This window comes from Paracoccus sp. (in: a-proteobacteria) (genome assembly GCF_047605025.1).
GTDB lineage: Bacteria > Pseudomonadota > Alphaproteobacteria > Rhodobacterales > Rhodobacteraceae > Paracoccus.
Map to the genome: position 1 here is coordinate 1 of NZ_JASGGO010000035.1, position 26,451 is coordinate 26,451.

The 26,451-nt window shown below is 65.5% G+C and carries 32 protein-coding genes, 1 tRNA gene and 1 riboswitch; of the genes, 15 read left to right on the forward strand and 18 right to left on the reverse strand.

The features are described 5' to 3' along the window. Positions 1-187: hypothetical protein (locus tag QM682_RS16415; protein ID WP_415131654.1), on the forward strand; the 187-nt coding region annotated here is incomplete at its 5' end. A gap of 71 nt (positions 188-258) precedes the next feature. Here QM682_RS16415 and QM682_RS16420 read toward each other — a convergent pair. Both QM682_RS16420 and hrcA read right to left on the reverse strand, forming a co-directional pair. Beyond that, complete coding sequence (locus QM682_RS16420) at positions 259-798, reverse strand: nucleotide exchange factor GrpE (protein ID WP_415131656.1); 540 nt, start codon at positions 796-798, stop codon at positions 259-261. 4 nt (positions 799-802) lie between these two features. Beyond that, a complete protein-coding gene (gene hrcA, locus QM682_RS16425; RefSeq protein WP_415131657.1) occupies positions 803-1,861 on the reverse strand; it encodes a heat-inducible transcriptional repressor HrcA in 1,059 nt (352 codons plus the stop codon). An 85-nt stretch (positions 1,862-1,946) separates the two neighbouring features. On the opposite strand from hrcA, the gene rph reads away from it, so the two are divergent. The 11 genes from rph (at position 1,947) to QM682_RS16480 (ending at position 10,599) form a co-directional block, all read left to right on the forward strand. After that, positions 1,947-2,660 (forward strand): ribonuclease PH, encoded by a 714-nt coding sequence (gene rph / locus QM682_RS16430; protein WP_415131659.1) that lies wholly within the window; start codon positions 1,947-1,949, stop codon positions 2,658-2,660. After that, entirely contained in the window at positions 2,657-3,262 is a 606-nt protein-coding gene (gene rdgB / locus QM682_RS16435; RefSeq protein WP_415131661.1) for an RdgB/HAM1 family non-canonical purine NTP pyrophosphatase, read from the forward strand. The genes rph and rdgB overlap by 4 nt, the downstream gene beginning before the upstream one ends. Then, entirely contained in the window at positions 3,255-3,629 is a 375-nt protein-coding gene (locus tag QM682_RS16440) for a RidA family protein (protein WP_415131663.1), read from the forward strand. Before rdgB ends, QM682_RS16440 begins: the two co-directional genes overlap by 8 nt. Next, the gene (hemW, locus tag QM682_RS16445) at positions 3,629-4,822 is read left to right on the forward strand and encodes a radical SAM family heme chaperone HemW (protein WP_415131665.1); all 1,194 of its coding nucleotides are present in this window, start codon (positions 3,629-3,631) and stop codon (positions 4,820-4,822) included. Before QM682_RS16440 ends, hemW begins: the two co-directional genes overlap by 1 nt. Before the next feature lies 1 nt (position 4,823). Further along, positions 4,824-5,177: a YbaN family protein gene (locus QM682_RS16450; RefSeq protein ID WP_415131667.1), complete on the forward strand. Its 354-nt coding sequence runs from the start codon at positions 4,824-4,826 to the stop codon at positions 5,175-5,177. Between the two features lie 67 nt (positions 5,178-5,244). Next, entirely contained in the window at positions 5,245-6,375 is a 1,131-nt protein-coding gene (locus QM682_RS16455; RefSeq protein ID WP_415131669.1) for an S-(hydroxymethyl)glutathione dehydrogenase/class III alcohol dehydrogenase, read from the forward strand. 75 nt (positions 6,376-6,450) lie between these two features. Beyond that, entirely contained in the window at positions 6,451-7,080 is a 630-nt protein-coding gene (locus tag QM682_RS16460; RefSeq protein ID WP_415131671.1) for an ATP-dependent Clp protease proteolytic subunit, read from the forward strand. Next, positions 7,077-7,589, forward strand: a complete 513-nt coding sequence (locus QM682_RS16465) for a GNAT family N-acetyltransferase (RefSeq protein ID WP_415131673.1) — start codon at positions 7,077-7,079, stop codon at positions 7,587-7,589. Before QM682_RS16460 ends, QM682_RS16465 begins: the two co-directional genes overlap by 4 nt. Next, on the forward strand, positions 7,586-8,425 hold the full coding sequence (fghA, locus tag QM682_RS16470; RefSeq protein WP_415131675.1) for an S-formylglutathione hydrolase: 840 nt from the start codon (positions 7,586-7,588) through the stop codon (positions 8,423-8,425). Before QM682_RS16465 ends, fghA begins: the two co-directional genes overlap by 4 nt. Before the next feature lie 170 nt (positions 8,426-8,595). Then, positions 8,596-9,198: a molybdenum cofactor guanylyltransferase MobA gene (gene mobA / locus QM682_RS16475; RefSeq protein WP_415131677.1), complete on the forward strand. Its 603-nt coding sequence runs from the start codon at positions 8,596-8,598 to the stop codon at positions 9,196-9,198. A 138-nt stretch (positions 9,199-9,336) separates the two neighbouring features. Further along, entirely contained in the window at positions 9,337-10,599 is a 1,263-nt protein-coding gene (locus QM682_RS16480) for an Nramp family divalent metal transporter (protein WP_415131679.1), read from the forward strand. 37 nt (positions 10,600-10,636) lie between these two features. Here the strand turns inward: QM682_RS16480 and QM682_RS16485 are convergent, their stop codons facing one another. The 14 genes from QM682_RS16485 to QM682_RS16550 form a co-directional block, all read right to left on the reverse strand. Beyond that, a complete protein-coding gene (locus QM682_RS16485; protein WP_415131681.1) occupies positions 10,637-11,368 on the reverse strand; it encodes an ABC transporter permease in 732 nt (243 codons plus the stop codon). Then, positions 11,365-12,156, reverse strand: a complete 792-nt coding sequence (locus tag QM682_RS16490) for an ABC transporter ATP-binding protein (RefSeq protein ID WP_415131683.1) — start codon at positions 12,154-12,156, stop codon at positions 11,365-11,367. The genes QM682_RS16485 and QM682_RS16490 overlap by 4 nt, the downstream gene beginning before the upstream one ends. Next, positions 12,153-12,821 (reverse strand): thiaminase II, encoded by a 669-nt coding sequence (gene tenA, locus QM682_RS16495; RefSeq protein WP_415131685.1) that lies wholly within the window; start codon positions 12,819-12,821, stop codon positions 12,153-12,155. Before tenA ends, QM682_RS16490 begins: the two co-directional genes overlap by 4 nt. After that, on the reverse strand, positions 12,818-13,753 hold the full coding sequence (locus QM682_RS16500) for an ABC transporter substrate-binding protein (protein ID WP_415131687.1): 936 nt from the start codon (positions 13,751-13,753) through the stop codon (positions 12,818-12,820). Before QM682_RS16500 ends, tenA begins: the two co-directional genes overlap by 4 nt. Then, positions 13,750-14,709 (reverse strand): ThiF family adenylyltransferase, encoded by a 960-nt coding sequence (locus QM682_RS16505; RefSeq protein WP_415131689.1) that lies wholly within the window; start codon positions 14,707-14,709, stop codon positions 13,750-13,752. The genes QM682_RS16500 and QM682_RS16505 overlap by 4 nt, the downstream gene beginning before the upstream one ends. Then, on the reverse strand, positions 14,706-15,302 hold the full coding sequence (locus QM682_RS16510; RefSeq protein ID WP_415131691.1) for a thiamine phosphate synthase: 597 nt from the start codon (positions 15,300-15,302) through the stop codon (positions 14,706-14,708). The genes QM682_RS16505 and QM682_RS16510 overlap by 4 nt, the downstream gene beginning before the upstream one ends. Further along, the gene (locus QM682_RS16515) at positions 15,299-16,063 is read right to left on the reverse strand and encodes a thiazole synthase (RefSeq protein ID WP_415131693.1); all 765 of its coding nucleotides are present in this window, start codon (positions 16,061-16,063) and stop codon (positions 15,299-15,301) included. Before QM682_RS16515 ends, QM682_RS16510 begins: the two co-directional genes overlap by 4 nt. Before the next feature lies 1 nt (position 16,064). Beyond that, complete coding sequence (gene thiS, locus QM682_RS16520) at positions 16,065-16,262, reverse strand: sulfur carrier protein ThiS (RefSeq protein WP_415131695.1); 198 nt, start codon at positions 16,260-16,262, stop codon at positions 16,065-16,067. Continuing rightward, on the reverse strand, positions 16,246-17,223 hold the full coding sequence (locus tag QM682_RS16525; RefSeq protein WP_415131697.1) for an FAD-dependent oxidoreductase: 978 nt from the start codon (positions 17,221-17,223) through the stop codon (positions 16,246-16,248). Before QM682_RS16525 ends, thiS begins: the two co-directional genes overlap by 17 nt. After that, positions 17,220-18,035, reverse strand: a complete 816-nt coding sequence (gene thiD / locus QM682_RS16530) for a bifunctional hydroxymethylpyrimidine kinase/phosphomethylpyrimidine kinase (protein ID WP_415131699.1) — start codon at positions 18,033-18,035, stop codon at positions 17,220-17,222. The genes QM682_RS16525 and thiD overlap by 4 nt, the downstream gene beginning before the upstream one ends. Positions 18,036-18,101: 66 nt before the next feature. Further along, positions 18,102-18,206: riboswitch (TPP riboswitch) on the reverse strand. A gap of 55 nt (positions 18,207-18,261) precedes the next feature. Further along, complete coding sequence (locus QM682_RS16535; protein WP_415131701.1) at positions 18,262-19,260, reverse strand: NAD-dependent epimerase/dehydratase family protein; 999 nt, start codon at positions 19,258-19,260, stop codon at positions 18,262-18,264. Next, a complete protein-coding gene (locus QM682_RS16540; protein WP_415131703.1) occupies positions 19,257-20,423 on the reverse strand; it encodes a nucleotide sugar dehydrogenase in 1,167 nt (388 codons plus the stop codon). The genes QM682_RS16535 and QM682_RS16540 overlap by 4 nt, the downstream gene beginning before the upstream one ends. 547 nt (positions 20,424-20,970) lie before the next feature. Further along, positions 20,971-21,417: a type II 3-dehydroquinate dehydratase gene (gene aroQ, locus QM682_RS16545; RefSeq protein WP_415131705.1), complete on the reverse strand. Its 447-nt coding sequence runs from the start codon at positions 21,415-21,417 to the stop codon at positions 20,971-20,973. A gap of 48 nt (positions 21,418-21,465) precedes the next feature. Then, positions 21,466-22,491 carry an ABC transporter substrate-binding protein gene (locus tag QM682_RS16550; protein WP_415131707.1) on the reverse strand — a complete coding sequence of 342 codons (1,026 nt, stop codon included), beginning with the start codon at positions 22,489-22,491 and terminating at the stop codon, positions 21,466-21,468. 417 nt (positions 22,492-22,908) lie between these two features. Here QM682_RS16550 and QM682_RS16555 point away from each other — a divergent pair, with 417 nt between their 5' ends. Further along, on the forward strand, positions 22,909-24,489 hold the full coding sequence (locus tag QM682_RS16555) for a peptidoglycan-binding protein (RefSeq protein WP_415131709.1): 1,581 nt from the start codon (positions 22,909-22,911) through the stop codon (positions 24,487-24,489). Between the two features lie 21 nt (positions 24,490-24,510). After that, complete coding sequence (locus QM682_RS16560; protein ID WP_415131711.1) at positions 24,511-24,954, forward strand: DMT family transporter; 444 nt, start codon at positions 24,511-24,513, stop codon at positions 24,952-24,954. A 132-nt stretch (positions 24,955-25,086) separates the two neighbouring features. On the opposite strand, the gene ykgO is transcribed toward QM682_RS16560, so the two are convergent. Beyond that, positions 25,087-25,212: a type B 50S ribosomal protein L36 gene (ykgO, locus tag QM682_RS16565; RefSeq protein ID WP_017998967.1), complete on the reverse strand. Its 126-nt coding sequence runs from the start codon at positions 25,210-25,212 to the stop codon at positions 25,087-25,089. 83 nt (positions 25,213-25,295) lie between these two features. Continuing rightward, positions 25,296-25,370 (reverse strand) — tRNA-Val (locus QM682_RS16570). Positions 25,371-25,556: 186 nt separating this feature from the next. Here QM682_RS16570 and QM682_RS16575 point away from each other — a divergent pair. Further along, positions 25,557-26,420: an N-formylglutamate amidohydrolase gene (locus tag QM682_RS16575; protein WP_415131714.1), complete on the forward strand. Its 864-nt coding sequence runs from the start codon at positions 25,557-25,559 to the stop codon at positions 26,418-26,420. The last annotated feature ends 31 nt before the right edge of the window (positions 26,421-26,451 follow it).

A 26,451-nucleotide genomic window follows, 5' to 3' on the forward strand; every position in this document is an offset into this window, starting at 1 on the left:
ACGCACTCATGCCATGGAATTACAAACCCTGAACGGCCTCAACTCCGCGCTTACTAATATCCGCAGGACCCTTGCTTATCTCAGGGCTCTTTGGACCGTTATCAGCAGTCCTATCCTGAACATCATCGCCGCTGATGCCCAGAGATTCACCAGGCGATCACCGCATGAGGGCATTGTTCAGGGCTGACGATTTAGTCGTCAGGAAATATCTATATACTAGAAATAGAAAACCCCGGTGCCTAACCGGGGTTTTATTAATTAATTCATATGGTTGGAGCTAACCCCAACCTTTGCCGGCCTCAGTAGCCGGTCATGCAGGACGAAACCATTTCCCATTACCTGAATGATATTGCCAGCGACCGTGCCGGGGACGGGGGCCTCGAACATGGCCTCATGTTGCTGCGGATCGAAACGCTCACCTATGGATGGCGTGATCACCTGGATGCCATGTTTGGTAAATACGCTGTTCAACTCGCGCAGGGTCAGTTCCACCCCTTCGATCAGCGCGGCAGAAACGGCCATCTGCTCCTCGTTCGCCGTCTCCAGCGCCCGCGATAGCGCGTCGTGCACCGGCAGAAGATCGCGGGCCAGCCGGGTGCCGCCATATTGCTCAGCCTCACGGCGCTCTTTATCAGCGCGTTTGCGGGCATTTTCGGCATCCGCCAGGGCACGCATGAAGCGGTCGCGGAAACTATCCCGTTCGGCGATCAGCGCCTCGATTTCAGCGTCGGCGCCTATGGCATCCGCCTCGGCCAGAGCTTCCTCAAGCGGGCTGCCGTTCGGGTTCTCGTTCGTCATGTCCTTATCCTTTCCGGCCAGCGATCATCCGGCCGACGAGCTGGGCTGTATAATCCACGATTGGCACGATCCTTCCGTAATTCAGCCGTGTCGGGCCGATGATGCCGACCGCGCCAACAATTTTTCGATCCGCATTCATATAGGGTGAAACCACCAGAGAGGAACCGGAAAGTGAAAAAAGCTTGTTCTCCGAGCCAATGAAAATCCGCACACCTTCGCCCTGCTCGGCCAGGGACAGGAATTCGGCGATGTCGCGCTTGCGCTCCAGGTCGTCGAATAGGCTGCGGATACGGTCTATATCGGCAAGCTGGTTCTCCAGCAGGTTGGCGCGTCCGCGCACGATCAGCCGTGCATCTGCGCCGTCGCCGTCCCACATCGCCAGGCCCGCCGCGATCAACTCGGCCGCGACCAGGTCAAGCTGCGTCCGGCTGGCCTCGATCTGACGCGAAATCCCGCGCTGTAGATCGGCCAATGTCCGTCCCTCGGCGAAAGCATTCAGGAAATTCGCCGCCTCGCGCATGGAACTCGCCGTATGGCCGGCCGGGGGGGTGAAGACCCGGTTTTCGACCCGGCCATCGGCAAAGACCAGCACCACCAGCGCCCGGTCCGGCCCCAGGCCCACGAACTCGATATGCCGCAAGGGCGCTTCCTGCTTGGGCATCAGCACCAGAGAGGCGCCATGGGTCAGCGCCGACAGCGCCGTGCTGACCCGGTCCAGCATCGCGCCCGTGTCACCATTATTGTCCTTGCCCAGCGTTTCCTCGATCATCTCGCGATCACTGGCTGATACGGGGCCGGCTTCCATCAGCCCGTCCACGAACAGCCGCAGTCCCAATTGTGTCGGCATCCGCCCGGCCGAGACATGCGGATGGTCCAGCAGTCCCAGATATTCCAGGTCCTGCATCACGTTGCGGATCGTGGCCGCGCTGATCCTTTCGGTCATCTCGCGCGTCAGCGTGCGCGAGCCGACGGGTTCGCCCGTGGTCAGATAGGCTTCGACCACCCGCCGAAACACCTCGCGGGAGCGGTCGTTCAGGTCGGTGAGCAGGGTGGTTTCAGGCATTGGCAACTGGCTTTGGCGTTCACGGGTTGCGGTCAGGGGTCTTGCACCTGTATTTGAACGTCAAAACCCCCGAAAGGAATGACAGATGCGCCCCTCTGGCAGGAATTTAAGTGATATGCGCCCGATTTCAATCGAAACGGGTGTGATGCGCCATGCCGAGGGCTCTTGCCTGATCTCTTGCGGCGATACCAAGGTGCTCTGCTCGGCCACGATCGAGGAAAAGGCGCCGCCCTTCCTCAAGGGCTCCGGCCAGGGCTGGGTCACGGCGGAATACGGCATGCTGCCGCGCGCCACCAATTCGCGCAACCGGCGTGAGGCGGCGGCGGGCAAGCAAAGCGGTCGCACCCAGGAAATCCAGCGCCTGATCGGCCGCGCCCTGCGCGCCGGCGTGGACCGGCGTGCCCTGGGCGAACGTCAGATCGTCATCGACTGCGACGTGATTCAGGCTGATGGCGGCACCCGTTGCGCCTCGATCACCGGCGGCTGGGTCGCGCTGCGGCTGGCCGTCAACAAGCTGTTGAAAGCCGGGATCATCGCCAGCGACCCGATCATGGATCATGTCGCGGCCGTCTCCTGTGGGATCTATGCCGGACAGGCCGTGCTGGATCTGGACTATGCCGAAGACAGCGAGGCCGGCACCGACGGCAACTTCATCCTTACCGGCGCCGGCCGCCTGATCGAGGTGCAGATGTCCGCCGAGGGCGCGACCTTCTCGCGCGACCAGATGAACCAGCTTCTGGACTTGGCCGAGGCGGGGATCGCCGAACTTGTCCGCGCCCAGAAAGCCGCCACCCTATGAGAAAGCTGACCGAGAAGAAGATCCTTATCGCCACCCATAACAAGGGCAAGCTTCAGGAATTCCGCGCTCTGATGGCACCCTTCGGCATCCAGGTTACCTCGGCCGGCGAGATGGGTCTTTCCGAACCCGCCGAGACCGAGGACAGCTTCGTCGGCAATGCCCGCATCAAGGCCCGCGCGGCGATGCGGGCGACCGGCCTGCCGGTCCTGGCCGATGACAGCGGCATCACTGTCGACGGACTCGACGGCGCGCCCGGCGTTTATACAGCCGACTGGGCCGAGACCCCGAACGGCCGCGATTTCATGCAGGCGATGACCCGGACCTGGAATCAACTCGACGCCCGCAATGTGCCGCTGCCTCGCACGGCCCAGTTCCGCGCCACGCTGCTGTTGCTTTGGCCCGATGACCATGAAGAGATTTTCGAAGGCATCGCGCCGGGGCATCTGGTCTGGCCGCCGCGTGGCGTTCAGGGCCATGGCTATGACCCGATCTTCGTCCCCGAGGGCCATGACCGGACCTTTGCCGAGATGACGGCCGACGAAAAGAACGCCATCAGCCACCGTGCCGATGCCTTCCGCAAGTTGGAGGCGGTCCTTGCATAGGATCTCGTCCGGCTCGCCCTTCGAGCGCAGCTTCGGCTACAGCCGGGCGGTGGTGAAAGGCCCCTGGTGCTTCGTTTCGGGCACCACGGGCTATGACTATGCCCGCATGTCCATGCCCGAGGATCCGGCGGACCAGGCCCGCAACGCCTTCGCCACCATCTTCGCGACGCTGGAAAAGGCGGGCTTTGCCCCCTCGGACATCGTGCGGGTGCAATACACCATCACCGACATTGCCTTTCTGGATCAGATCGTGCCCGTTCTGGGTCAGGCGATGAAGGATGTGCTACCTGCGGCCACCATGGTTGTCGCCGGGCTGATCAGACCCGAAATGAAGATCGAGATAGAAGTCACCGCGCTCAAGGAATGATGTTGGACCACGCCTTTGCCCCCGCCGGCACCGTGCCGCTTGCCGATGACTGGCGGGCAGGGGGGTTTGCCCTTTACGTCCATTGGCCGTTCTGCGCCGCGAAATGTCCCTATTGCGATTTCAACAGCCATGTCGCGGCCAGCATTGACCAGCCCCGCTGGCTGACCGCCTATCGCGCCGAAATCGCGCGCCTGGCCGCCGAAACGCCTGGCCGCGTGCTGAACAGCATCTTCTTCGGCGGCGGTACGCCCAGCCTGATGGCGCCCGAGACGGTGGCCGGCGTGATCGAATCGGCTCGCGGCGCCTGGCCCTTCGCCAATGACATCGAGATCACGCTGGAGGCCAACCCCACCAGTGTCGAGATGGGCCGCTTCCGCGCCTTCGCGGATGGCGGCGTCAATCGCGTCTCGATGGGGGTTCAGGCGCTGAACGACGACGACCTGCGCCGGTTGGGGCGGATGCACTCGGCAGCCGAGGCCCGCGCCGCCTTCGACATCGCCCGTGACTGCTTCGCGCGCGTCAGCTTCGATCTGATCTATGCCCGCCAGGATCAGGATCGCGCACATTGGCGGCGCGAATTGGGACAGGCGCTGGCCATGGCCGTGGATCACCTCTCGGCCTATCAGCTTACCATCGAGCCGGGCACGGCCTTCGGCGCCCGCCACGCCAAAGGGGGCCTCAGGGGCCTGCCCGATGACGATCTGTCGGCCGACATGTATCTGGACACGCAAGAGATCTGTGCCGCGGCGGGAATGCCGACCTATGAGATTTCGAACCACGCCCGTCCCGGCGCGGAAAGCCTGCATAATCTGGTCTACTGGCGGCAAGGCGATTGGGCCGCGATCGGGCCGGGGGCGCATGGCCGCCTGACCCTGCCCGCCGCTCGCTGGGCGACCGAGGCGCATCGCGCGCCCGGCGAATGGCTCGCGGCGGTCGAATCGCATGGCTCGGGCGAAAGCCTGCGCGAGGCGCTGACGCTTTCGGACCGGGCGCTGGAGTACCTGCTGATGTCGATGCGTCTGACCGAGGGGATGCAGGTCTCGCGCTATCAGGCGCATGGTCCCGCGCTGCCGCAGGATCGCATCCACGATCTGATCGGGCTGGGCCTGGTCCAGGCGCAAGGCGACCGGCTGGCCGCCACCGCGCAGGGCAGGCCGGTCCTGAACGCGATCCTGCGCGAATTGGCGGATTAGGATGCGGATCCTGCTTTACCTCATTGGCTGGCTGTTCCTGGCTCTGGGGGTGATCGGGGCCTTCCTGCCGGTCATCCCGACCGTGCCCTTCCTCTTGGTCTCGGTCTGGGCCTTCGCGCGCTCCAGCCCGCGCCTGGGCGCGCGCATCAGCCGCCATCCCGTGTTCGGCCCGCCGTTGCGGCGCTGGCGCAAGCAGGGGATTGTCAGCCGTCGCGCCAAGATCCTCGCGACCGGCATGATGACGGTCGGGGTGGCCTCGTCGCTTTGGCTGGGCCTCAGCCCCGGCATCGTCGCGCTCCAGGCCCTGGCCTGCGGCACAGTCGCGATCTGGCTCATCTCTCGTCCCGAGGCTTGATCGCCCGTGCATTCCCTTGCGATGGCCCTATGATGACATCCAGACCGCATGCAAGGAGTAGCCAAAGATGAGAACCCGCGCCGCCGTCGCCCTTGAGGCCGGAAAGCCGCTTGAGGTCATGGAGGTCAACCTGGAAGGCCCGAAGGCCGGCGAGGTCATGATCGAGGTCAAGGCCACCGGCATCTGCCATACCGACGACTTCACCCGCTCGGGCGCGGATCCCGAGGGGCTTTTCCCCGCCATCCTGGGGCATGAGGGCGCGGGCGTGGTGGTCGAGGTCGGCCCCGGCGTGACCACGGTGAAACCGGGCGATCACGTCATCCCGCTTTACACCCCCGAATGCCGGCAATGTGCCTCTTGCCTCTCGGGCAAGACCAACCTCTGCACCGCGATCCGCGCGACGCAAGGCCAGGGCCTGATGCCAGACGGGACCAGCCGTTTCTCGATGCTGGATGGCACGCCGATCCACCATTACATGGGCTGCTCGACCTTCTCGAACTACACCGTCCTGCCCGAGATCGCGGTGGCCAAGGTCCGCGAGGATGCGCCCTTCGACAAGATCTGCTATATCGGCTGCGGCGTCACCACCGGCATCGGCGCGGTGATCAACACGGCCAAGGTCGAGATTGGCGCCAAGGCGGTCGTCTTCGGCCTGGGCGGGATCGGGCTGAACGTGATCCAGGGCCTGCGCCTGGCCGGGGCCGACATGATCATCGGCGTCGATCTCAATAATGAGAAAAAGGCCATGGCCCAGCATTTCGGCATGACCCATTTCCTGAATCCCGCCGAGATCGACGGCTCGGTCGTGCAAGAGATCGTCAACCTGACCAAAACCCCCTTCGACCAGATCGGCGGCGCGGATTACAGCTTCGACGCGACAGGCAGCACCAAGGTCATGCGCGATGCGCTGGAATGCACCCATCGCGGCTGGGGCCAGTCGATCATCATCGGCGTCGCGGCGGCGGGCGCGGAAATCAGCACGCGTCCTTTCCAGCTCGTCACCGGCCGGATCTGGAAAGGCACGGCTTTCGGCGGTGCGCGCGGCCGCACGGATGTTCCAAAGATCGTCGACTGGTATATGGACGGCAAGATCGAGATCGACCCGATGATCACCCACACCATGGGCCTCGACGACATCAACAAGGGCTTCGACCTGATGCATTCGGGCGAGTCGATCCGCTCGGTCGTCCTTTACTGATCGTAAAGCTCTGCTTAGGTAAAAGAACGGCGGGGACGGGCGACCGATCCCGCCGTCAACACGAAAGGACCGATCATGGCACAGCAGTTCCATCTGGACGACGAAGACGACGACGACCGCCCGCAAGAAGGCCAGAAGGACGAAGGGCTGGGCCTGCCGGAAGGCGACAAGATCGGGAAACTTTATTTCAAGTCGCGCACGGTGATCGTCGCCGGGCCGATCAACGACAAGCTGGCGCAGCGCACCGTCGCCCATCTTCTGGCCCTGGCCGAGGATAGCGACAAGCCGATCAACATGCTGATTTCCTCGCCCGGCGGGCATGTGGAATCGGGCGACATGATCCATGACGTGATCAAGTTCATCCGCCCCAAGGTCCGCACCATCGGTTCGGGCTGGGTCGCCTCGGCCGGCGCGCTGATCTTCGTCGCGGCGAAGAAAGAGAACCGCTTCTGCCTGCCCAATACCCGCTTCCTGATCCACCAGCCCTCTGGCGGGATCGGCGGCACCTCGTCCGACATGATGATCCAGGCCGAGCAGGTGCGGCTGATGCGCGACCGGCTGAACCAGATCTTCGCCGAGGCGACCGGCCAGACGCTGGAACGGATCGAGAAGGACACCCAGCGCGATTTCTGGCTGAACACCGCCGAGGCGCTGGATTACGGGCTTCTGGGCAAGGTGATCCGTTCGGCGGATGAGCTGAAATGACGGCTGGCGGGACTACGATCCGTCCCGCCGCGCCCGACGACCACGATGCGATCTGGGCGATCCTGGAACCTGTCTATCGCGCGGGCGAGACTTATTGCATCCCGCCCGACATCAGCCGGGACGATGCGCTGGCCGACTGGTTCGCCGCACCCTTCACTGCTTTCGTGGCCGAGACGGATGGCCGCATTCTGGGCATCAGCCATGTCGGGCGCAACCGGCCCGGCCCAGCCTCGCATGTGGCCAATGCCAGCTTCGCCACCCATCCCGATGCGCGGGGGCGGGGGGTTGCGCGGGCACTTGTCGGCCATGCCAAGGACTGGGCGCGGGCGCAGGGCTTTCGGGCGATGCAATTCAATTTCGTGGTTTCGACCAATGCGGATGCGGTCCATTCTTGGCGGAAAGCCGGCTTCGACATTGTTGGCCGCCTGCCTGGCGCGTTTCTGCATCCGCAACAGGGCTATGTGGATGCCCTGGTCATGTTCCACGATCTTACCGGAGAAAAGCCATGAGCCCTGCCTTCGAGATCCTTTCCGAGAACCGCAGTTTCGGCGGCACGCAGGGCGTCTATCGTCACAAGTCCCAGGCCACCGACACCGACATGACCTTCGCGGTCTATCTGCCGCCGCTGGCGCGGCGTCGCAAGGTGCCGGTGCTGTGGTATCTTTCGGGTCTGACCTGCACGCATGAGAATGCGATGACCAAGGCGGGCGCGCAGGAATGGGCCTCGGAATATGGCATTGCTCTGATCTTTCCCGACACCTCGCCGCGCGGCCAGGGGGTGGCGAATGACGATGCCTATGACCTGGGCCAGGGCGCCGGCTTCTATGTCGATGCGACCCAGGCGCCTTGGGCACCGCATTTCCGCATGTGGCATTATGTGACGCATGAACTGCCCGAGCTGGTGCTGGAGAACTTCCCCCTGAACCGTCAGGCGCAGGGGATCACCGGCCATTCCATGGGCGGTCATGGCGCGCTGACCATCGCGATGACCCTGCCCGAGCGTTACAGTTCGGTCTCGGCCTTCGCGCCCATCGCAAATCCCACGGAATCGGATTGGGGCCGCAAGCAATTCGCGGCCTATATGGGCCAGGACAGCGCCGCCTGGGCGCGCCATGACGCGACGCTTCTGATGCGCGAGCGTGGCTTTCCCGGCGAGGTGCTGATCGACCAGGGCACCTCGGACCAGTTCCTGGACCTGCTGAAGCCCGAGGCGTTGGCCCAGGCCATGGTCGCCCGCCGCCAACCGGGTGAATTTCGGATGCAGCAGGGCTATGATCACAGCTATTTCTTCGTTCAGACCTTCATCGGCGATCATATCCGCTGGCACGCGCAGCGGCTGGCCTAAGGCTGTGATCCCGCTGGGCGGTCCATGAAGCTGGTGGACTTGCCCCGCCGGATCGGTGAGCATGGCCGCCAGATGGCTGCCATCCGCCAAGGCGGGAGAGAGAGAAAGGACATGCAGATCTATCGGAACCCGCGACAGACCCCGATCCCTTGCCCATTGGTGGGGCCCAGATGACCGCTCCACCCGCCATCATCCTGGCCGGAGGGCTTTCGCGGCGCATGGGCGGCGGCAACAAGGGCTTGCAGCTTCTGGCGGGCGAGACGCTGATTTCACGCGTGATCGGGCGGCTTGGGCCGCAATGCGGGGCGATGGCGATCAATGCCAATGGCGGCGGCGAGATATTTGCCGATTACGGCCTGCCCATCGTCGCGGATGGCATCGGCGGTTTCGCCGGGCCGCTGGCGGGGGTGCTGGCCGGGATGGGATGGGCCGCCGGGCTGGGTCAGCCACATGTCGTCAGCGTCAGCGTCGATACGCCCTTCATCCCGCATGACCTGGTGTGGCGGCTTCTGGATGCGCGCGGCCGCTCGGGCCTGGCCCTGGCCGCAAGCACGGATCCGACCGGCCGGCTGCGCGATCATCCGACCTGCGCGCTTTGGCCGGTGGCGCTGCGCGACGATCTGGCCGCGGCGCTGGAATCGGGCCTGCACCGGACCGGGCAATTCGCCGCCGCCTATGATCCGGGTCGCGCCGTCTTCGACAGCCATCCGCTGGATCCTTTCCTGAACCTGAACACCCCCGAGGACTTGGCCCGCGCCGCCCGGCTGCTTTGAGGTCACCCCCTGACGCATACATATTAGGTTTAACGCTGCCTGCTGCGTCTACTACCCTTCCCTAATGCTCTTGCCGCTTTGGGTCCGCCTGTTGCTGCAAGGGACGGCCGATAACCGAAAAGTAGGGAGGACGGATAATTGACTGATAACACCAATATGACATCCACGGCAGAGCCGAAATGGAGCCTGATCGGCCCCGGCTTGGTCGTGGCCGCGACCGGGGTAGGGGCCGCGGATTTGATCGCCACCACCGTCGCAGGCAGCAAATACGGCTATGCGTTGCTTTGGTCGGTGGTCGCGGGCTGCATTATGAAAGTGATCCTGGTCGAGGGTGCGGGCCGCTATAGCCTGGCGACCGGCCGCACCATTTTCGAGGGCTGGAGCAGCCTGGGCCGTTGGACGCATTGGTATTTCGGCCCCTATATCGTGATCTGGGGCTTTGTCTATGGCGCCGCCGCCATGGCTGGAACCGGGCTTGCGCTTTATTCGCTGATGCCCTTTTTCAGCGTCGCGGTCTGGGGGATCATCTCGGGGCTGCTTGGCCTCTCACTGGTGTGGAGCGGGAGCTATGATCGGTTCGAGAAGGTGCTGACCGGCTTCGTGATCCTGATGTTCGTCACCGTGATCATTGCCGCCGCCTTCACCTTGCCGAAGCTGAGCGAGATCTTGGTTGGTCTTGTCCCGATCATCCCCGAGGGCGCCATGATCAACGTGCTCAGCGTCGCGGGCGGCGTCGGCGGCACGATCACCCTGGCCGCCTATGGCTATTGGCTGCGGGAAAAGGGCTGGGAGACGCCCCGTTTCATGCGCGTGATGCGGCTGGACAACGGCATCGCCTATCTGGTGACCGGGATCTTCGTCATCTGCACGCTGATCGTGGGGGCCGAGCTGCTTTATTCGGCCGGGATCTCGATCGGTGCGGGCGACCAGGGCATGATCGACCTGGCCGGAGTGCTGGGCGAACGTTACGGTCTCTGGATGAGCAAGCTTTTCCTGATCGGCTTCTGGGCTGCCTCGATGTCGTCGCTGATCGGCGTGTGGAATGGCGTCAGCATGATGTTCGCCGATTTTGCCGGGCATGTGCAGGGCAAGGCGCCCGACGATCCTGATCGGCTGGCCGGTGGCAAGTTCTATAAAGCCTATATCCTCTGGCTGACTTTTCCGCCGATGATCATGCTGTTCCTGGGCCAGCCAGTCTATCTGATCCTGGCTTACGGCGTGCTTGGCTCGCTTTTCATGCCGTTCATGTCGGTCACGCTGCTGTGGATCCTGAACACCGCCCGCGTGCCCGGCGAATGGCGCAACGGGCTGTTCGTGAACATCATAATGGGGCTTTGCACTCTGGCTTTCGCCGCCTTGGCGCTGAATGAGATCTATACCCGGATTGCGAAGCTGTTCTGATGCCTTCGCGCGCTCCGGCAGGGCCGGGGCGCGCTATCTAGACACCGTAGCGGCGCCATAGCCGGGCCACCGCCAGCGCCACCACCTTGGCGAAAACCACCGTCATCACGGAAAGCACCAGCAGAGCGGCAAAGACCAGGTCGGTCTTCATCCTGCCGTTGGCGTGGATCATTAGCGCCCCCAGGCCGCGCGCTCCGCCCACCCATTCGCCGATGACCGCGCCGATCGGCGCATAGACCGCCGCCAGCCGCAACCCCGTGGCAAGGCTTGGTAACGCCGCCGGTATGCGCAGGTGCCGCATGACCCGCCCGCGCGAGGCGCCCATCACCTGGGCCAGGTCCAGCGCCGCCCGTGGCGTGCGGGTAAGGCCATCGAGGAAGGCCGAGGCGACCGGGAAGAACACGATCAGCACCGTCACCGCGATCTTGGGTGCCATGCCGAAGCCCAGCCATAGGGTCAGGATCGGTGCCAGGGCAAAGACCGGGATGGTCTGGCTGAAGGTCAGGATGGGTTTCAACACCCCGCTGATCCGCTGCGAAAAGCCCATCAGCACCGCCAGGACTACGCCCAGGAGCGAGCCGAGGGTAAAGCCCAGCACCACCTCGGCCAGTGTGAAGCTCGCGTTCCGCGCGATCTCGGCCCGATTCAGCCAGAGCGAGTCCAGAACCGCAAGCGGGGATGGCAGCAGGAAGCGCGGCATGTCCAGAAGCCAGATCAGCCCCTGCCACAGGAAGATCACGGTCAGGATAAGGGCTATGATCGTCTTCATGCCATCATCCCGCGCATCAGATCGGCTTGCAGCGCCAGCACGTCGGGCGCGTCATAGGGACGGGCCGCGTTCCTGGGCCGGAGCGCGGGCTTTGGCCACTCGGTCAGGCCTTCTTCGCGCAGAAGCAGGATACGATCACCCAGGCGCGCGGCCTCGGCCGGGTCATGGGTGACCAGAAGAACCGTGCGATCAGCCAGCAGCCGGGTCGAGAGATCCTGCATCTGCGTTCGGGTCCGGGCATCGAGTGCCGAGAAGGGCTCGTCCAGCAGGACCAGCGGGCGATCCTCGAACAAGGTGCGGGCCAGCGCCACACGCTGGCGCTGGCCGCCGGAAAGCCGGGAGGGCAGGCTGGTCGCACGGTCGGCAAGGCCGACCGCCTCGATCAGAGCCTGGGCACGAGTTGTGGGCGGGGCCGGGGGCTCTGCCCCCGACGCCTGGCCGGCCCCTGGATGGGGCCGGCCAGGCGTTCCCCCGGGATATTTAGGCAAGAAAGAAGCAGGGGCTTCGCCGCGCAGCCGGGCGCCCAGCGTGACGTTTCTGGTCACGTCCAGCCAGGGAATCAGGCCGGGATCCTGGGCCATCAGCGCGACGGCGGCCTCGCGGCTGACCTCGCCCTTGAAGCTTACCCCCGTTTCCAGTCCGGCGATCAGCCGCAGGATGGTGGATTTCCCTACTCCCGAGGGGCCGAGCAGGCAGGTCCAGTCACCCTTTTGCAGGGTCAGATCGACGGGGGCGAACAGAGGTTGCCCGTCCGTCCATGCCTGTCCCTGGAGCCGGACGACGTTCATGCCGTGCCCAGGTTCCAGAAGGCCGCTTCCAATCGGGTAGCCAGGGAGAAGCGGGTTTGAAGCTGAGTCCAGCGCGGGCTGACGGCGGCGTCTGGTCCGAGGCGCTTGGTAATGGCGCTGTCCAGGAGCGCGCCGGAATCGCGGCAAAGTTGCTGGTATTCCTTGCCGCCATAGGTGTGGATCCAGTCGAGATAAGGGGTCCCTGGCGCCGCCTCGGCCAGAAGGCGCTGGCCGATCTCGCCATAGCCCAGCACACAGGGCATCAGCGCCGCCAGCAGGTCCAGGAAATCACCCGAATGGCCCGCATCCAGCACATAGCGGGTATAGGCGATGTTTGTCAGCGCCTCGGGGGTCGTCTGCATCGTTGCGATGTCGATTCCAGCCTTGGAACAGCTTTGGACATGCAGAGACATTTCGTGATCCAGAAGTCCATGCACCGTGGCTGCGCAGGCCCGCATTTCGTCCAGGTCGCCCGCCTTCACCACCGCCAGCGCCCAGGCCCGGCTGAACTGGATCAGGAACAGATAATCCTGGACCAGATATGTCAGGAAGTCCGAGCGGGGCAGGCTGCCGTCGCGCATCCCCTCGACGAAGGGGTGGCGGGTATATGCCTGCCAATCGGGGGCCGCCGCGCGCCAGGCGGCGAAGGTTTGGCCATAGCTCATTCCGCCCCCAGGTCCATTGCCAGGTCCGAGACCGGCAGCACGTCCTGCACCAGCCCCGCATCCTTCAGGAATGCCTCGAACCGGGCATAGCGGCCCTGGTCCAGCGCCGCCGGGCTTTGCGAGAAGCGGGGCAGGGTATCTTTCCATGCCTCCGCGTTCAGTTCGTCTTTGAGGTCCGGCGCCGTGCCTGAGAAGAGCGTCCAGCTTTCCTCGGGGTGATTCACCATATATTGCGCGCCGCGCTCGATCGCATGCAGGAAGCGGCGGCTGCGGTCGATGTCCAGCGTTCCGGGATTGGCGATCAAGACCAGTTCATCATAGGTCGGGACGCCGTTTTCCTCGATATAGAAGCAACGGCCCTGGGCGCCTTCCAGCCGCATCTGGGTCAGTTCGAAATTGCGATAGGCGCCGATCGTGGCATCGACCTGGCCCGCGATCAGCGCCGGCGACAGAGACCAGCCCACATTGATCATTTCCACGTCGCCCATGCCCAGCCCGGCGGTCTTGAGGATGGCGCCGACCAGCGCCTCTTCGACGCCCGAGACGGAGTAGCCGATCCTCTTGCCTTTCAGATCGGCAATGGCCTGCGGTCCGTCCGCCTTGACCATCAGGCAGTTCAGCGGCGTCGCGACCAGGGTGCCGATGCGTTTCAAGGGCAGGCCTTCATGCACTTGCAGATGAAGCTGCGGCTGATAGGTGATCGCGTAATCGGCCTTTCCGGCGGCGACCAGCTTCGGCGGGTCCGAGGGATCGGCGGGGGCCACGATATCGACCTCAAGCCCTTCATCGGCGAAAAAGCCCTTTTCCTGGGCGACGATGATCGGCGCATGATCCGGGTTCACGAACCAGTCGAGGATCAGCGTCACCTTGTCGGCGGCCAGCGCCGGCTGGGCCAGCAGGGTCAAGGCGGCGGCCAGGGTGAAATGTCTCATTGCTCGTCTCCTAAAGCCAGAAGGGTGATTTCGCCGTCCCAGCGCCGTTCCAGCGTCTCGGCCGCGCGCCAGGACCGCAGGCCGGAGCGGCAGGCCAGCACCAGGCGCTGGCCGGTTCGGGGCAGGGGGCCGGCCGCGCCATAGCCGGGCATGCGCAGCGCGTTGGGCGTGGCTTTGCGCGGGGCCTCCTTGGCCGGGCGCAGGTCCACGACCAGATCGTCGGGGGTGATCTGATCCGCCGCGATGAAGCGGGGGCCGGGCGTCTCGGGCGCGGTGTCGAAGCGGAACTGCGTGAAACGCCCACCCTGGTAGCGGGTGAACTGCCCAAGCGGCGAAGGGCTCAGCCCCAGCAAGACTTCCAGCGCCATCTGCGCTTGCAGGCAGCCCAGCATACCCACGACCGGACCCAGAACGCCCGCCGTGGCGCAGGTCTGGCCGCTGTCGGGCGGGTCGGGGAAAAGCGCGCGCAGGCTGGGCGCGCTTCCACAGAAGCCGCCGACATAGCCGGCCATCCCCAGCGCCGAGGCCGAGATCAGCGGCTTTCCCGCCGCCAGACAGGTATCCGATAGCGTGTAGCTGGCCGCATAGCTGTCGGCGCAATCAAGGACCAGATCCGCCTCTGCCACCAGCGCCGGAGCGTTCGAGGGCGTCAGTCGCTGGACCAGGGGCCTGATCCGCGCGCCGGGGTTCAGGGCGACCAGCGCCTGGGCGGCGGCGCGGGCCTTGGGTTGGCCCAGATCGTCCATGCGGTAAAGCGGCTGGCGGTGCAGGTTGGTTTCCTCGACCCGGTCGGGGTCGATCAGGGTGATATGGCCGATCCCGGCGCCCGCAAGATATTGCAGCGCGGGCACGCCCAGCCCTCCGGCGCCCACGATCAGCGCATGCGCGGCCTCGATGCGGTCCTGACCATCCGCACCCACCTCGGGCAGGACCATCTGGCGGATATAGCGGTTCATGCCGTGACCCGCAGCCATTCGCGGATGCGCTCCTCGGGGTCGGGGTTCAGCGTGATGTCGGTCACCGCCGAAGCCACATCCGCCCCCGCCTGAAACGCCTGCAAGGCGCGCTCGGGCGTGACGCCGCCGATGGCGACCAGAGGGGTCTGGCCGATCAGCCGGCGCCATTCGCCCACCCGCTCAAGCCCCTGCTGTTCCCATTTCATTTTTTTCAGGATCGTCGGCCAGACCGGACCCAGCGCGACGTAATCCGGCCGCAGAGCCAGCGCGCGCTTCAGTTCGGCCTGATCATGCGTCGAGATCCCCAGCCGCATCCCCGCACGGCGGATCGCGGCAATGTCGGCCTGGTCCAGATCCTCTTGTCCCAGATGGATGAAATCACAGCCCAGTTCGATGGCCGCGCGCCAATGGTCGTTGACGACCAGCGTGGCGCCATGTTCGCGGCAAAGCTCTTGCGCCAGGGCCAGCTCGCCCATCAGGCGCGGCGCGGGCTGGTCCTTGATGCGGATCTGGACCAGCTTGACGCCCAGGGGCAAGGCGCGACGCAGCCAGTCGGCGCTGTCGAAGATCGGATAGAAACGCGGCAGATTCATTCCAGCACCGCCATGCCGAAAAGAGGGGTCGAGGGCGCGGCCATGTCCCGCGCCTCGATCGGATTCGCGGCATGGGCCAGTTGCCCGGCCCGGATCGCCAGAGCCATGGCGCGGGCCATCGCCACCGGATCGCCCGCCTTGGCGACGGCGGTGTTCAGCAGAACCGCGTCATAGCCCAGTTCCATCGCCTGGGCGGCATGGCTGGGCAGGCCGATGCCCGCATCCACGACCAGCGGCACTTCGGGGAAATGCGCGCGAAGCGAGCGCAGCCCGTAAGGATTGTTCAGCCCCCGCCCCGAGCCGATGGGCGCCCCCCAGGGCATCAGCACCCGGCAGCCCGCATCCAGCAGCCTGCCGCAGACCGACAGATCCTCGGTGCAATAGGGAAAGACCTGGAAACCATCGTCCGAGAGGATGCGCGCCGCCTCGACCAGGGCGATCACATCGGGGCAAAGCGTGTCGTCGTCGCGGATGACCTCAAGCTTGATCCAGGGCGTGCCGAACAGCTCGCGTGCCATCTGGGCGGTGGTGACGGCCTCGCGCACGGAATGGCAGCCGGCGGTATTGGGTAGGACGGGGATGTCCAGGCCCTTGATCAGCGCGTGGAAATCCTGGCCCGCGCCGCCCTCGCGCCGCAGGCTGACCGTGGCGATGCCGGCGCCCGAGGCGTGGAAAGCCTTGGCCATGATGGCGGGCGAGGGATATTGCGCCGTGCCCAGCATCAGCGGGCTTTCGACCTGGGTTTCGTAAAAGACCGGCATCCTAGCCCCCCTGCATCGGCGCCACGACTTCCAGCGCGTCGCCCTTTTTCAATTCGGTCGAGGCGCGGCTGGCGGCGGCCAGAAAGTCCCCGTTCAGCGCCGTCGCCACCTTGGCCGTGCCCAGCCCGATCTGCTCCAGCGCATCCTGGACCGAGGGGCCGGAAACCTCGCGGCTTTCTCCGTTAAGGGTGATTTTCATCCATGAACTCCGGTGTCTTGCCGTCCAGAAGATGGTCGGCGGCCATGCGGGCGACGGCGGGCGACAAAAGATAGCCGTGCCGGTAAAGCCCGTTTGCGAAAAGGACATTCCCGCGCCTGCGCAGGCGGGGCAGGTTGTCGGGAAAGGCGGGGCGGGCATCGGCGCCAAGCTCCAGGATCTCGGCTTCGGCGAAGCCGGGATGCAGGGCATAGGCGGCGCTGAGAAGTTCCATGGCGGCGCGGGCGGTGACGCGGGTTTTCGCGCCGGTTTCCAGCATGGTCGCGCCCAGCATGTAGATGCCGTCGCCGCGTGGGACCAGATAGATCGGGATGCGCGGATGCAGCAGGCGGATGGTGCGGCCAAGCGCGACTTCGGGGCAGCGGATCACCATCATCTCGCCCCGCACGCCCCGCAGGTCGGCAAGCCGGTCCCGCGCGGCCAGCCCCCGCGCGTCCACGGTGATGCCCGAGGGGGTGCCGTCGGTCTCGATCCGCACGCCCCTTGCGGCCAGGCCGTCGCGCAAGGCGGCCAGCGCCTGCCGGGGTTCAAGGTGGCTTTCGCTGTCATAAAACAGCCCGCGCGGGATGTGCTGGCCCAGATCCGGCTCAAGCTCGGCGATCTGGGGGGCGGTCAGGCTGCGATGGGCGTCCGTCATGCGGGCGAAGCGGTCAAGTTCGGCCCGATCACGGCTCAGCGCCAGAACCAGCGTCCCGCGATAAGTGATCCGCGCGCCATGGGCGGCCCACCAATCGGCGGCGTCCTGGCCGTGGCGGATCACCGCAGGCTCGGCGCTTTCGCTTTCGCAATGGGGCGCCAGCATTCCCCCGGCCCACCAGCTACAGCCCTGCGGCCCCGGCCCGCCAAAGGGGTCGATCACCCGCGGCCGCGCGCCGCGATCCAGAAGCTCTGCCGCGATGGTCAGGCCCATCACCCCGGCGCCGAGGATGGTGAAATCGCTCATGACCGGCCCCAGAGCTCGTGGAAGTGATGCACCGGCCCATGACCCAGACCGACCGATAATTCATCGGCATGCGCGATGGCGCCTTGCAGCCAGCCATGCGCGCGGCCAACGGCCTGCGGCACCGTCAATCCCCGTGCCAGCCCCGCCGCGATGGCCGAAGAGAGCGAGCATCCCGTGCCATGGGTGTTGCGGGTTGTCTGGCGCGGCGCGGTCAGGACCAGTGGCTCGGGACCGACCAGCAGATCGGTGCAGATCTCGCCCAGGGCATGGCCACCCTTCATCAGCACATGGCGCGGGCCAAGGCTGCGCAAGGCTTCGCCCATCTGCCGCATCTCGTCCAGGCTTTCGGCGGGGGCGGTGTCCAGAAGCCGGGCGGCCTCGGGCAGGTTCGGGGTCAGGACGGTGGCCAAGGGCAAAAGCTCCTCCCGCAGCGCGGTCACGGCATCGTCGGGCAAAAGCGTATCGCCCGACTTGGCGATCATGACCGGGTCCAGCACGATGGGCAGCGCGTGGTCGCGGGTCAGCGCGCGCAACCGATCCGCGACGGCCGTGATCGCATCCAGACCGCCCAGCATCCCGATCTTGACGGCGCTTATGTCCAGATCGCCGAAAACCGCGTCGATCTGGGCCGCAATCATCGCCGGGCTGACGCTTTCCACCGCCGCGACCATGCGGGTGTTCTGCGCGGTGATGGCCGTGATCACCGAGGCGCCATAGACTTCCAGAGCCGAGAAGCTTTTCAGATCGGCCTGGATGCCCGCGCCGCCCCCGCTATCCGAGCCGGCGATGGTCAAGGCGATGGGATGGGGCATGCTCCGGGCCTTTTCTTGGGCGGATCATGACGCATGGGGGGGAAATACGCGCCGTTTGCCCCATGGGCGCGGCGCTCTACCCTTCCCTCCGCCGGCATGACCCGGATCAGGTTCGATGGGTCGGTGCCTGGCACCTCTCAGCCCCGCGGCGGGGCTCCCCAAGTGTAGAAATCTGAATCGAACCTAGGGCTTCGGCGGTGCCGTCGCAAGGGGGGCCTTGCCGGGATCAGCGGTAATATTCGCGGAACCAGGCGACATAGGCGCCTATGCCTTGGCCGATCGAGGTCTGCGGCGCATAGCCGGTCAGGCGGCGCAACAGGGCGGTATCGGCCCAGGTCGCGGGCACGTCGCCGGGCTGCATGGGTTGCAGATCCTTGATCGCGGAACGCCCGGTCGCGGTTTCGATCGCGGCGATGAAATCCATCAACTCGACCGGGGCGCCATTGCCGATATTGACCACGCGATGCGGCGCGACCGGGGACAGGCTGTCTTCGGGACAGGCGGGATGGCTGCCTGGCACGGCATCGATCAGCAGGCGGATCGCGCGCACCAGGTCGGTCACATAGGTGAAATCCCGCCGCATGTCGCCATGGTTGAAGACCCGGATCGGATTGCCCTTCAGGATCGCGTCGGTGAACAGGAAGGGCGCCATGTCCGGGCGACCCCAAGGCCCGTAGACGGTGAAGAAGCGGAACATCGTGACCGGCAGCCCGAACAGATGGGCATAGGAATGCGCCATCGCCTCGGTCGATTTCTTCGAGGCGGCGTAAAAGGACATCTGGTGATCGGCGCGGTCGGTCTCGGCATAGGGCATGCGGGTGTTCGCGCCATAGGCCGAACTGGTCGAGGCCAGCAGCAGATGCCGCGGTGGAAAGGCGCGCGCCGCCTCCAGCAGTTCGAACGTGCCGATGATGTTCGAGGCGAGATAGGCGCGGGGATGGTCGATGGAATGGCGCACCCCGGCCTGGGCGGCCAGATGGATCACGACCTCGGGCCGGTGACGGCCGAACAGATCGGCCAGCAGCCCCGGCTCCTCGATCCGGGCGCGAACGGGGGTAAAGCCCGGCCGGGCACGCAATCGCGCCTCGCGCGCCTCTTTCAGGGCGGGGTCGTAATAGGGGTCATGGGCGTCAAGACCCACCACCTCGATCCCCTCGTCAAGCAGAAGCTCGGCCAGGTGATAGCCGATGAACCCGGCCGAGCCGGTGATCAGCGCGCGCATCAATCCACTCCGAACAGGTCGCGGGTAAAGACCTTGTCCGCGACATCGGCCAGTTCGGCGGTGCGGCGGTTGGCGATGATCAGCTCGGCCTGGGCCTTGAAGGCGGCAAGGTCGTTCACCACCGGGCTGTTGAAGAAATCGGGCGCCTTCAGCACCGGCTCATAGACGATGCAGGGGATGCCCTTGGCCTTGATCCGCTTCATGATGCCCTGGATCGAACTGTCGCGGAAATTGTCCGAGCCGGCCTTCATCACCAGCCGATAGACCCCGACCAGCTTCGGGCGGCGGGCGATGATCTGATCGGCGATGAAATCCTTGCGGGTGCGGTTCGATTCCACCACGGCCTGGATCAGGTTCTGCGGCACCTGGTCGTAATTGGCCAGCAACTGCTTGGTATCCTTGGGCAGGCAATAGCCGCCGTAACCGAAGCTGGGATTGTTGTATTGGTCGCCGATACGCGGGTCCAGGCCCACGCCCTCGATGATCTCGCGCGTGTTCAGCCCGCGCGCCACGGAATAGCTGTCCAATTCGTTGAAATAGGCCACCCGCATGGCAAGGTAGGTGTTCGAGAAAAGCTTGATCGCCTCGGCCTCGACCGGGCCGGTGAACAGGACCGGCATGTCCTTTCGGATCGCGCCCTGGACCAGCAGATCGGCGAGCTGGCGCGCCTCCGGCCCGTGATCGCCGACCACGATGCGCGAGGGATGCAGGTTGTCGTGAAGCGCCCGCCCCTCGCGCAGGAATTCGGGCGAAAACAGGATGCCGTCATAGCCCTGTTCCTGGCGCATGCGGCTGACGAAACCGACCGGGACGGTCGATTTCACCGCGATGGTCGCCCCAGGCGCATGGCCGCGGGCCTGAACGATCACCTGTTCGACGCTGGAGGTGTCGAAACGGTTCGAGCGCGTATCATAGCTGGTCGGCGTGGCGACGATGACGAAATCCGCGCCGCTCAACGCCTCGGCCGGATCGGTGGCGGCATGCAGATCCAGCGCCTTTTCCACCAGCCAGGCCGAGATTTCGGCATCTTCGATGGGCGAGCGGCGGGAATTCACCAGCGCCACGCGCTCGGCATTCACGTCCAGCGCCACGACCTGATTGTGCTGGGACAGCAGCACGGCCATCGACATGCCGACATAGCCCAGCCCCGCAACCGCAATCTTCATCGGTCCACCCGCCTTATGCTGCCTTTTGCCTCAGCCCTAGCACAGAGTGGCGCGGGGCAGAAGATCCGGGTTTGCCAGGCGCCGGAGGCCCTTTCGCCACGGCCGCATGGGATCCGCCGGTAAGACCCGGACAGCGGCCGGACAGCGGGAAATGCATCCTGGGCGCTCGCGGTCCACGGTGGCGCATGGATTTCTTTGCTTCCCAAATACCCAAGAAACGACGCCGTTGGACCTGCGGCCGCCTCTTCCGGGATCTTGTGATCGGCATGATCGTTTCCGCTTCACGGTCAATTCACAAGCCCATGCGATCTATTGGCTTGTCGGCTCCCCGGCGCACCGGCCCATCGCATTTTCGGGCCGGGTTCCAGGAAGGCGGCAGGATGGCCGCTCGGCTTTCTTGTAACTGGTTGCCTGGTTTTCAGACCGGCCTTGGCCGGAGTTTTCAAATACGTCTTCAATCACCAAATCATTCCGGGGCCGAGCGCCCCGTTTGACCCTGCATGTCCGCCTTTTGCGACACGGGGCGGACATGCAACCCGCCCGACCGTCAGGTCGGGCGGGCGCCGATCAGCGGGGCCACATGGCGCAGCGCCATCAGATATCCGTTCGTGCCCAGGCCGGCGATCACCCCATCCGCGCGCAGGCTGACATAGGAATGGTGGCGGAAGCTCTCGCGCTTGTGGATGTTCGAGATATGGACCTCGATCACCGGAGCGTCGAACGTGTTCAGCGCATCCAGCACCGCGACCGAGGTATGGGTCAACGCGCCCGGATTGATCACGATGGCCTGGGCCTTCTGGCGCGCCTCGTGGATGGTGTCCACGATGACCCCCTCGTGATTCGACTGGAAGAACCGGACCTCGAAGCCCAGTTCCCGGGCCAGTTCCTTGCAGGCCTGTTCGACATCGGCCAGGGTGGTGCGGCCATAGACCTCGGGCTGGCGCTGGCCCAGCAGGTTCAGGTTCGGGCCGTTCATGACATAGACGACGGGCATGGAATCCTCGGCTGTTGGTGGCGACGGCCATCGACCGCCGCATATGCATCATTGGGTATTCGTCGTGGCCAGCGCCTTTTCGACAAAGGCATTGGTATAGGTCTTGCCAAGATCCACCCTGGCCTTCTTGACCTCGGGCGAGCCGGCGCTGAACACCTTCAGAACGGTCTCGGCGCCTCGGGGGTCCATCATCCCGTCCTTGGAATACATGGGCAGGCTGTTCTTCAGCGCCGCCAGATAGGCTTTCTGGTCCGCGCCGACAAGCTCGGCGGGCATTTGGGCCATGATCTCCTCGGGGGAGTGGGCGTGGATGAAGCGCAGCGATTCGACGATGGCGTCGGTCATGCCCTGGACCGATTCGGGATGGGCATCGATCCAGGATTGCATGGTGTAAAGCGCGGCGCCCGGATAGTCGCTGCCGAAAAGCCGTCGGGTATCGGCCTCGCTGCGGGTATCGGCCAGGATTCCCAGGTCGGGAAAGCGGGTCTGCAACACCGTGACCGCCGGCTCAAGCGTGACCGCCGCATCGACCTGGCCCTGTTCCAGCGCGGCGATCGCCGTGTCGCCCAGGCCGACGCCCACCACGCTGGCGGCGTTCGGGGCCTTGCCGGCCTTGCCCAGCAGGTATTTCAGGAACAGGTCGGTGGAACTGCCCGGAGCGGTCACGCCGACCGTGCGCCCGGCGAGGTCGGCGATGCTTTTGATCTGGCCGGTCTTGCCCGGCGCGACCACGATCACCAGGCCGGGAAAGCGGTCATAGGTGACAAAGGCCGACATCGCCTGCTGCTTGGCGGCCATGTTGATGGTGTGCTCGTAAAATCCCGAGACCACATCCGCGCTGCCTTCGGTGACGGCTTTCAGCGCATCGGAGCCGCCCTTGAAATCGACCAGCTCGGCCTGGACGCCGTGCTTTTCGAACAGACCAAGCTCTTGGGCCAGGACCGTGGGCAGATAGCACAGGCAGCTTGCCCCCCCGATGGCGATCTTGACGCTTTCCGCCGCTTGCGCGGGCAGCGCCGCCAAGGTCAGCAACGGTGACAGGACCGCGGCCAGCATCAGGTTTCTTCTTTTCATCTCGTTCCTCCCAAAGATATCCCGACCCTGCCTGGCCGCCGCGTTGGACCGGCTTCAGACGGCACCCGACAACCGGCCTTCTCCGGCCTATGGCCGGTGATCCTCCCTCGGCCATCATAAGCGCAGCTTAACCGTGCGAATGCCGCCCGCAAGCTTCAATGCGGTGGCCGGCGGGGCAGACCGGAACGAAGAGATCGCGCCCGCATGTGGTATGGATTGTCGCTTCCGATGAAGCTGCTGCTGGAATCTTCCCCGCAGGATGCTGCAATATGCCAGCCGAAGGTGCCGGGCACCTTGCAACTTCGCGGCTGGATCAAGCTGGCCGCGCCGGGATCGGCCCTGTGGCGAATGCGCAGAGGGCCGATCCCGGCGCGTCGAGACGCCATCCCGCCCCTTCAACGGTCAAGAGGTGCGCCGATGCGACATGCCCTGATCCTGCTGGTCGCGCTGATGGGCGCCGCGCCGGCCTGGGCTGAAAGTCGCGCGGTGATCATCGGCAATGCGGATTACCGCAACGCCCCCGACCTGGGCGGGGCGGATATGGCGGCACTGGTCCGCACCATGCGCAATGCCGGCTTCCAGGTCGCCGAGGGCATCGATCAGACCGTCGAGCAGATGCGCGCCACGCTGGAACTGGTCGCCCGCGCGGATGCCAGACCCGGTGCGCGGATCGTCTCGCTTAGCGGACGATTCGTCAGCAGCCCCGCCGAGACCTGGTTCCTTGGCGTCGAGGCGGGCCAACCCGGCCCCGAGACGGTGCGCCAGCAGGGGCTGCCCATCACGATGGTCCTGCAACTGATCGGCCGGGCCGGGCCGGGCGGTGTCCTGCTTCTGGGCACGGATCAGCAGGACATGCCGCGTCTTTCGGGGTTGCAAAGCGGCATTGGCGATCTGGACCCCGGCCGGGTCTCGGTGGTGATCGGCCAGCCCGAGGCGACGGCCCGCGCGCTGCGGGAACTGTCCGCCGGGCGGTCTCTGGGCCAGGCGCTGACGGCGGGTGGCGGCAATCTGCGGCTGCTGCCCGGAGGCGATCCGGCGCTGATCCCGGCCCGTCCCGGCCCAAGGCCCCAGGTGTCCGATACTGCGCCCGCAGATGAAGACCGGGCCTCCTGGCTGGAAGCCTTCGCCCAGGACAGCGTCGGCGGGTATGACAACTATCTGCGCCGCCATCCGCTGGGCGGTTATGCCGGTGCGGCGACCGAGCGGCGGCGCGCGCTTCTGGGCGAGACGCAGTCGCAAGGCAAGGCCGCCGACCGGCCCGAGGCGGTCGAAGCCGCGCTGAGTCTGGGCCAGCCGCAGCGGCTTGCGGTGCAGCGCAGCCTGTCGCGCCTGGGCTTCGATACCGGGCCGGTCGACGGCAATTTCGGCCCCCGCAGCCGTGAGGCCATCCGCGCCTGGCAACAGCGCAGCGGGCTGGGGCCGACGGGCTATCTGACCCGCACCCAGAATCAGATGCTGAACCGCCAGGTCGGGCAATTGGATCGCGCCGACCGGGACCGGGCCTTCTGGCGCCAGACCGGGGCAAAGGGCGGCGTGGCCGGGCTGAAAGCCTATCTTACCCGCTATCCCAACGGGCTTTTCTCGGACGAGGCGCTGCGCCATCTTAGCCGGCAAGGTGCCGATCCCAGTCCCGAGAGCGAGGCGGCGACCTGGGCCTGGGCGCAGGGCCAGGCCAGCGCGGCCGGATATGATGCCTATCTGGACCATTTTCCCCAGGGCGCCTATGCGGCCCAGGCAAGGCAGATGCGCGACGCCTTGACCGTCAGCGCCGCCGCCGCCCAGCAGGCCGAAACGGCGCTGAAGCTGGATCCCGCCACCCGTCGCCGGATCGAGGAGCGTCTGCTGCGCGCGGGCTTTTCGCCCGGCATCGCGGATGGGGAATTCACCGCCGAGACCCGGCAGGCATTGCGGCGCTATCAAGCTTCGCGCAACCTCACGGTCTCGGGCTATGTATCGTCGCAGACGGCTGCCAGTCTGCTGGCAGAGCGGCTGCCCTGACGGGTGTAAACAGAGCGGATGATGAACCAGACGATCCTTGCCGCGCTGACGATCATGATCGGCGGCTTCTGTATCGCGCTTCAGGCGCCGATCAACGCGGCGCTTGCGCGGCAGGTGCAAAGCCCGCTTGTGGCGGCGGCGATCTCTTTCGCGGTGGGCTTCCTGATCCTGGCGCTGCTGGCGGTCGGGCTTGGTCAGGCCAGGGGGGTCGCCCGCCTTATGGGGGCCGAGTGGTGGATGCTGGCGGGTGGCGCGCTGGGCGCCTTCTATGTCTGGAGCATGGTCTGGTCGCTGCCTCGCCTGGGCGCGCTCAGCGCGCTTTGCGCCGTGGCGCTGGGCCAGATCCTGGCGGCGATGCTTCTTGACCGGCTTGGTGCCTTCGGCCTGCCCATGCGCGAAATCTCGGTTCCCCGGATCCTGGCGGCGGTGATGGTGGGCGGCGGCCTGATTCTGTCGCGCTTTTGATGCCAGCCGGAAAGCCCCGATCCTTATCGCTTCCCAAATGAGGGGGGCCGTGAAGGACAGGCGAATCACAAAGAAAAACGGCCGCTGCCTAAGGCAACGGCCGTCCGATCAGCACAAGGCCGTCCGCGTCGATCAGCCCTGGCGGGCCTTGAAGCGCGGGTTGGTCTTGTTGATGACATAGATGCGGCCCTTACGGCGCACAATCTGGCAATCGCGGTGGCGGCTCTTGAGCGAGCGGAGCGAATTGCGAACCTTCATCGGTCTTCTCCTATCGCGGCGCATCGCAAGTCGCGCCCGTTGATAACGAAATACCCCCGGAAAGCCCGGGGGGAGGAATAGAATGGTGGGCGGTACTGGGATCGAACCAGTGGCCACTACGATGTCAACGTAGTGCTCTACCGCTGAGCTAACCGCCCCCAACCAGCGATCCATGCGCCTTCACGCCCAGACCGCCTTGGTCCGCGGTTCTATATATATCCGCGCAAAGGCTTGCAACCCCTGTTTCAACGCTCTTGGCGTGATCGCATCTTAAGCTATAAACATCGTGATCCCGCCCGGCAGAATCCGCCCAGCCTTTTCCGTTCCTTGGGGAAAACCCGGATATGAGTCTTGAAGGCAATACCTTTGACCTGATCAGACCGGCTGAATGGCAGGGCGGGGTGATCTTTGCCTCGCCGCATTCGGGACGAATCTATCCCGACTGGTTTTTGGCCGAATCGCGGCTTGACCCGCATCATCTGCGCTCGTCCGAGGATGCCTTCGTGGACCGGCTGATCGCCCCCGCGCGCGACCATGGCGCGGTCGTGCTGACCGCGAACGTGCCGCGTTGCGTCGTGGACCTGAACCGCGCCCCCGATGAGATGGACCCGCTGGTGGTCGCCGGCGCCGCGCCGCGCGTCATGTCGCCGCGCATCATGGCGGGGCTGGGGGTGATTCCCCGCGTCGTCTCGCATGGCCGTGCCATTCATGACCGGCCCATCGCCCGCGAAGAGGCGGACCAGCGCATCCGGCGCCTGTGGCATCCCTATCACCAGACCCTGAGCGCGCTGCTTGACGAGGCGCTGGCCCGTTTCGGCGGCGCCATCCTGATCGACATGCACTCCATGCCGCGCGACGCGCTGGCGCATCTGCCGCGCCCGCGCCCCGATTTCGTGCTGGGGGACCGCAACGGGGTCTCGGCTTCGCCCCGGATCACGGCGGCGGTCGCCGATGCGGTGACGGGCGAAGGCTTCCGGCTGCGGCGGAACTCGCCTTTTTCCGGGGCCTATATCACGGCCGCCTATGGCAAGCCCACGCGCAATCTCCATGTGGTGCAGCTTGAACTGGACCGCTCGCTTTATATGGATGAGCGCCGAATCGAGCCTTGTGCCGATTTCGAGGTCTTCGCGGCCCGCTTCGCGCGTATCGTGGCGCGTCTGGCGCGGCTGCGCCCCGATGCCTGCGGCCCCGCCATCGCCGCCGAATGATCAAGACGGGATCTTTCCACCGAGGATTTTC

Bases quoted from the DNA above. Each gene is read 5' to 3' on its own strand.
- QM682_RS16560 (WP_415131711.1), top strand. From the start codon at position 24,511: ATGAACCAGACGATCCTTGCCGCGCTGACGATCATGATCGGCGGCTTC.
- QM682_RS16555 (WP_415131709.1), top strand. From the start codon at position 22,909: ATGCGACATGCCCTGATCCTGCTGGTCGCGCTGATGGGCGCCGCGCCG.
- hrcA (WP_415131657.1), bottom strand. From the start codon at position 1,861: ATGCCTGAAACCACCCTGCTCACCGACCTGAACGACCGCTCCCGCGAG.
- QM682_RS16515 (WP_415131693.1), bottom strand. From the start codon at position 16,063: ATGCCGGTCTTTTACGAAACCCAGGTCGAAAGCCCGCTGATGCTGGGC.
- fghA (WP_415131675.1), top strand. From the start codon at position 7,586: ATGAGCCCTGCCTTCGAGATCCTTTCCGAGAACCGCAGTTTCGGCGGC.
- rdgB (WP_415131661.1), top strand. From the start codon at position 2,657: ATGAGAAAGCTGACCGAGAAGAAGATCCTTATCGCCACCCATAACAAG.
- QM682_RS16510 (WP_415131691.1), bottom strand. From the start codon at position 15,302: ATGAATCTGCCGCGTTTCTATCCGATCTTCGACAGCGCCGACTGGCTG.
- rph (WP_415131659.1), top strand. From the start codon at position 1,947: ATGCGCCCCTCTGGCAGGAATTTAAGTGATATGCGCCCGATTTCAATC.
- QM682_RS16450 (WP_415131667.1), top strand. From the start codon at position 4,824: ATGCGGATCCTGCTTTACCTCATTGGCTGGCTGTTCCTGGCTCTGGGG.
- hemW (WP_415131665.1), top strand. From the start codon at position 3,629: ATGTTGGACCACGCCTTTGCCCCCGCCGGCACCGTGCCGCTTGCCGAT.
- ykgO (WP_017998967.1), bottom strand. From the start codon at position 25,212: ATGAAGGTTCGCAATTCGCTCCGCTCGCTCAAGAGCCGCCACCGCGAT.
- QM682_RS16500 (WP_415131687.1), bottom strand. From the start codon at position 13,753: ATGAGACATTTCACCCTGGCCGCCGCCTTGACCCTGCTGGCCCAGCCG.
- mobA (WP_415131677.1), top strand. From the start codon at position 8,596: ATGACCGCTCCACCCGCCATCATCCTGGCCGGAGGGCTTTCGCGGCGC.
- QM682_RS16490 (WP_415131683.1), bottom strand. From the start codon at position 12,156: ATGAACGTCGTCCGGCTCCAGGGACAGGCATGGACGGACGGGCAACCT.
- QM682_RS16550 (WP_415131707.1), bottom strand. From the start codon at position 22,491: ATGAAAAGAAGAAACCTGATGCTGGCCGCGGTCCTGTCACCGTTGCTG.
- aroQ (WP_415131705.1), bottom strand. From the start codon at position 21,417: ATGCCCGTCGTCTATGTCATGAACGGCCCGAACCTGAACCTGCTGGGC.
- QM682_RS16525 (WP_415131697.1), bottom strand. From the start codon at position 17,223: ATGAGCGATTTCACCATCCTCGGCGCCGGGGTGATGGGCCTGACCATC.
- QM682_RS16460 (WP_415131671.1), top strand. From the start codon at position 6,451: ATGGCACAGCAGTTCCATCTGGACGACGAAGACGACGACGACCGCCCG.
- QM682_RS16575 (WP_415131714.1), top strand. From the start codon at position 25,557: ATGAGTCTTGAAGGCAATACCTTTGACCTGATCAGACCGGCTGAATGG.
- QM682_RS16455 (WP_415131669.1), top strand. From the start codon at position 5,245: ATGAGAACCCGCGCCGCCGTCGCCCTTGAGGCCGGAAAGCCGCTTGAG.
- QM682_RS16540 (WP_415131703.1), bottom strand. From the start codon at position 20,423: ATGAAGATTGCGGTTGCGGGGCTGGGCTATGTCGGCATGTCGATGGCC.
- QM682_RS16420 (WP_415131656.1), bottom strand. From the start codon at position 798: ATGACGAACGAGAACCCGAACGGCAGCCCGCTTGAGGAAGCTCTGGCC.
- tenA (WP_415131685.1), bottom strand. From the start codon at position 12,821: ATGAGCTATGGCCAAACCTTCGCCGCCTGGCGCGCGGCGGCCCCCGAT.
- QM682_RS16465 (WP_415131673.1), top strand. From the start codon at position 7,077: ATGACGGCTGGCGGGACTACGATCCGTCCCGCCGCGCCCGACGACCAC.
- QM682_RS16485 (WP_415131681.1), bottom strand. From the start codon at position 11,368: ATGAAGACGATCATAGCCCTTATCCTGACCGTGATCTTCCTGTGGCAG.
- thiD (WP_415131699.1), bottom strand. From the start codon at position 18,035: ATGCCCCATCCCATCGCCTTGACCATCGCCGGCTCGGATAGCGGGGGC.
- thiS (WP_415131695.1), bottom strand. From the start codon at position 16,262: ATGAAAATCACCCTTAACGGAGAAAGCCGCGAGGTTTCCGGCCCCTCG.
- QM682_RS16505 (WP_415131689.1), bottom strand. From the start codon at position 14,709: ATGAACCGCTATATCCGCCAGATGGTCCTGCCCGAGGTGGGTGCGGAT.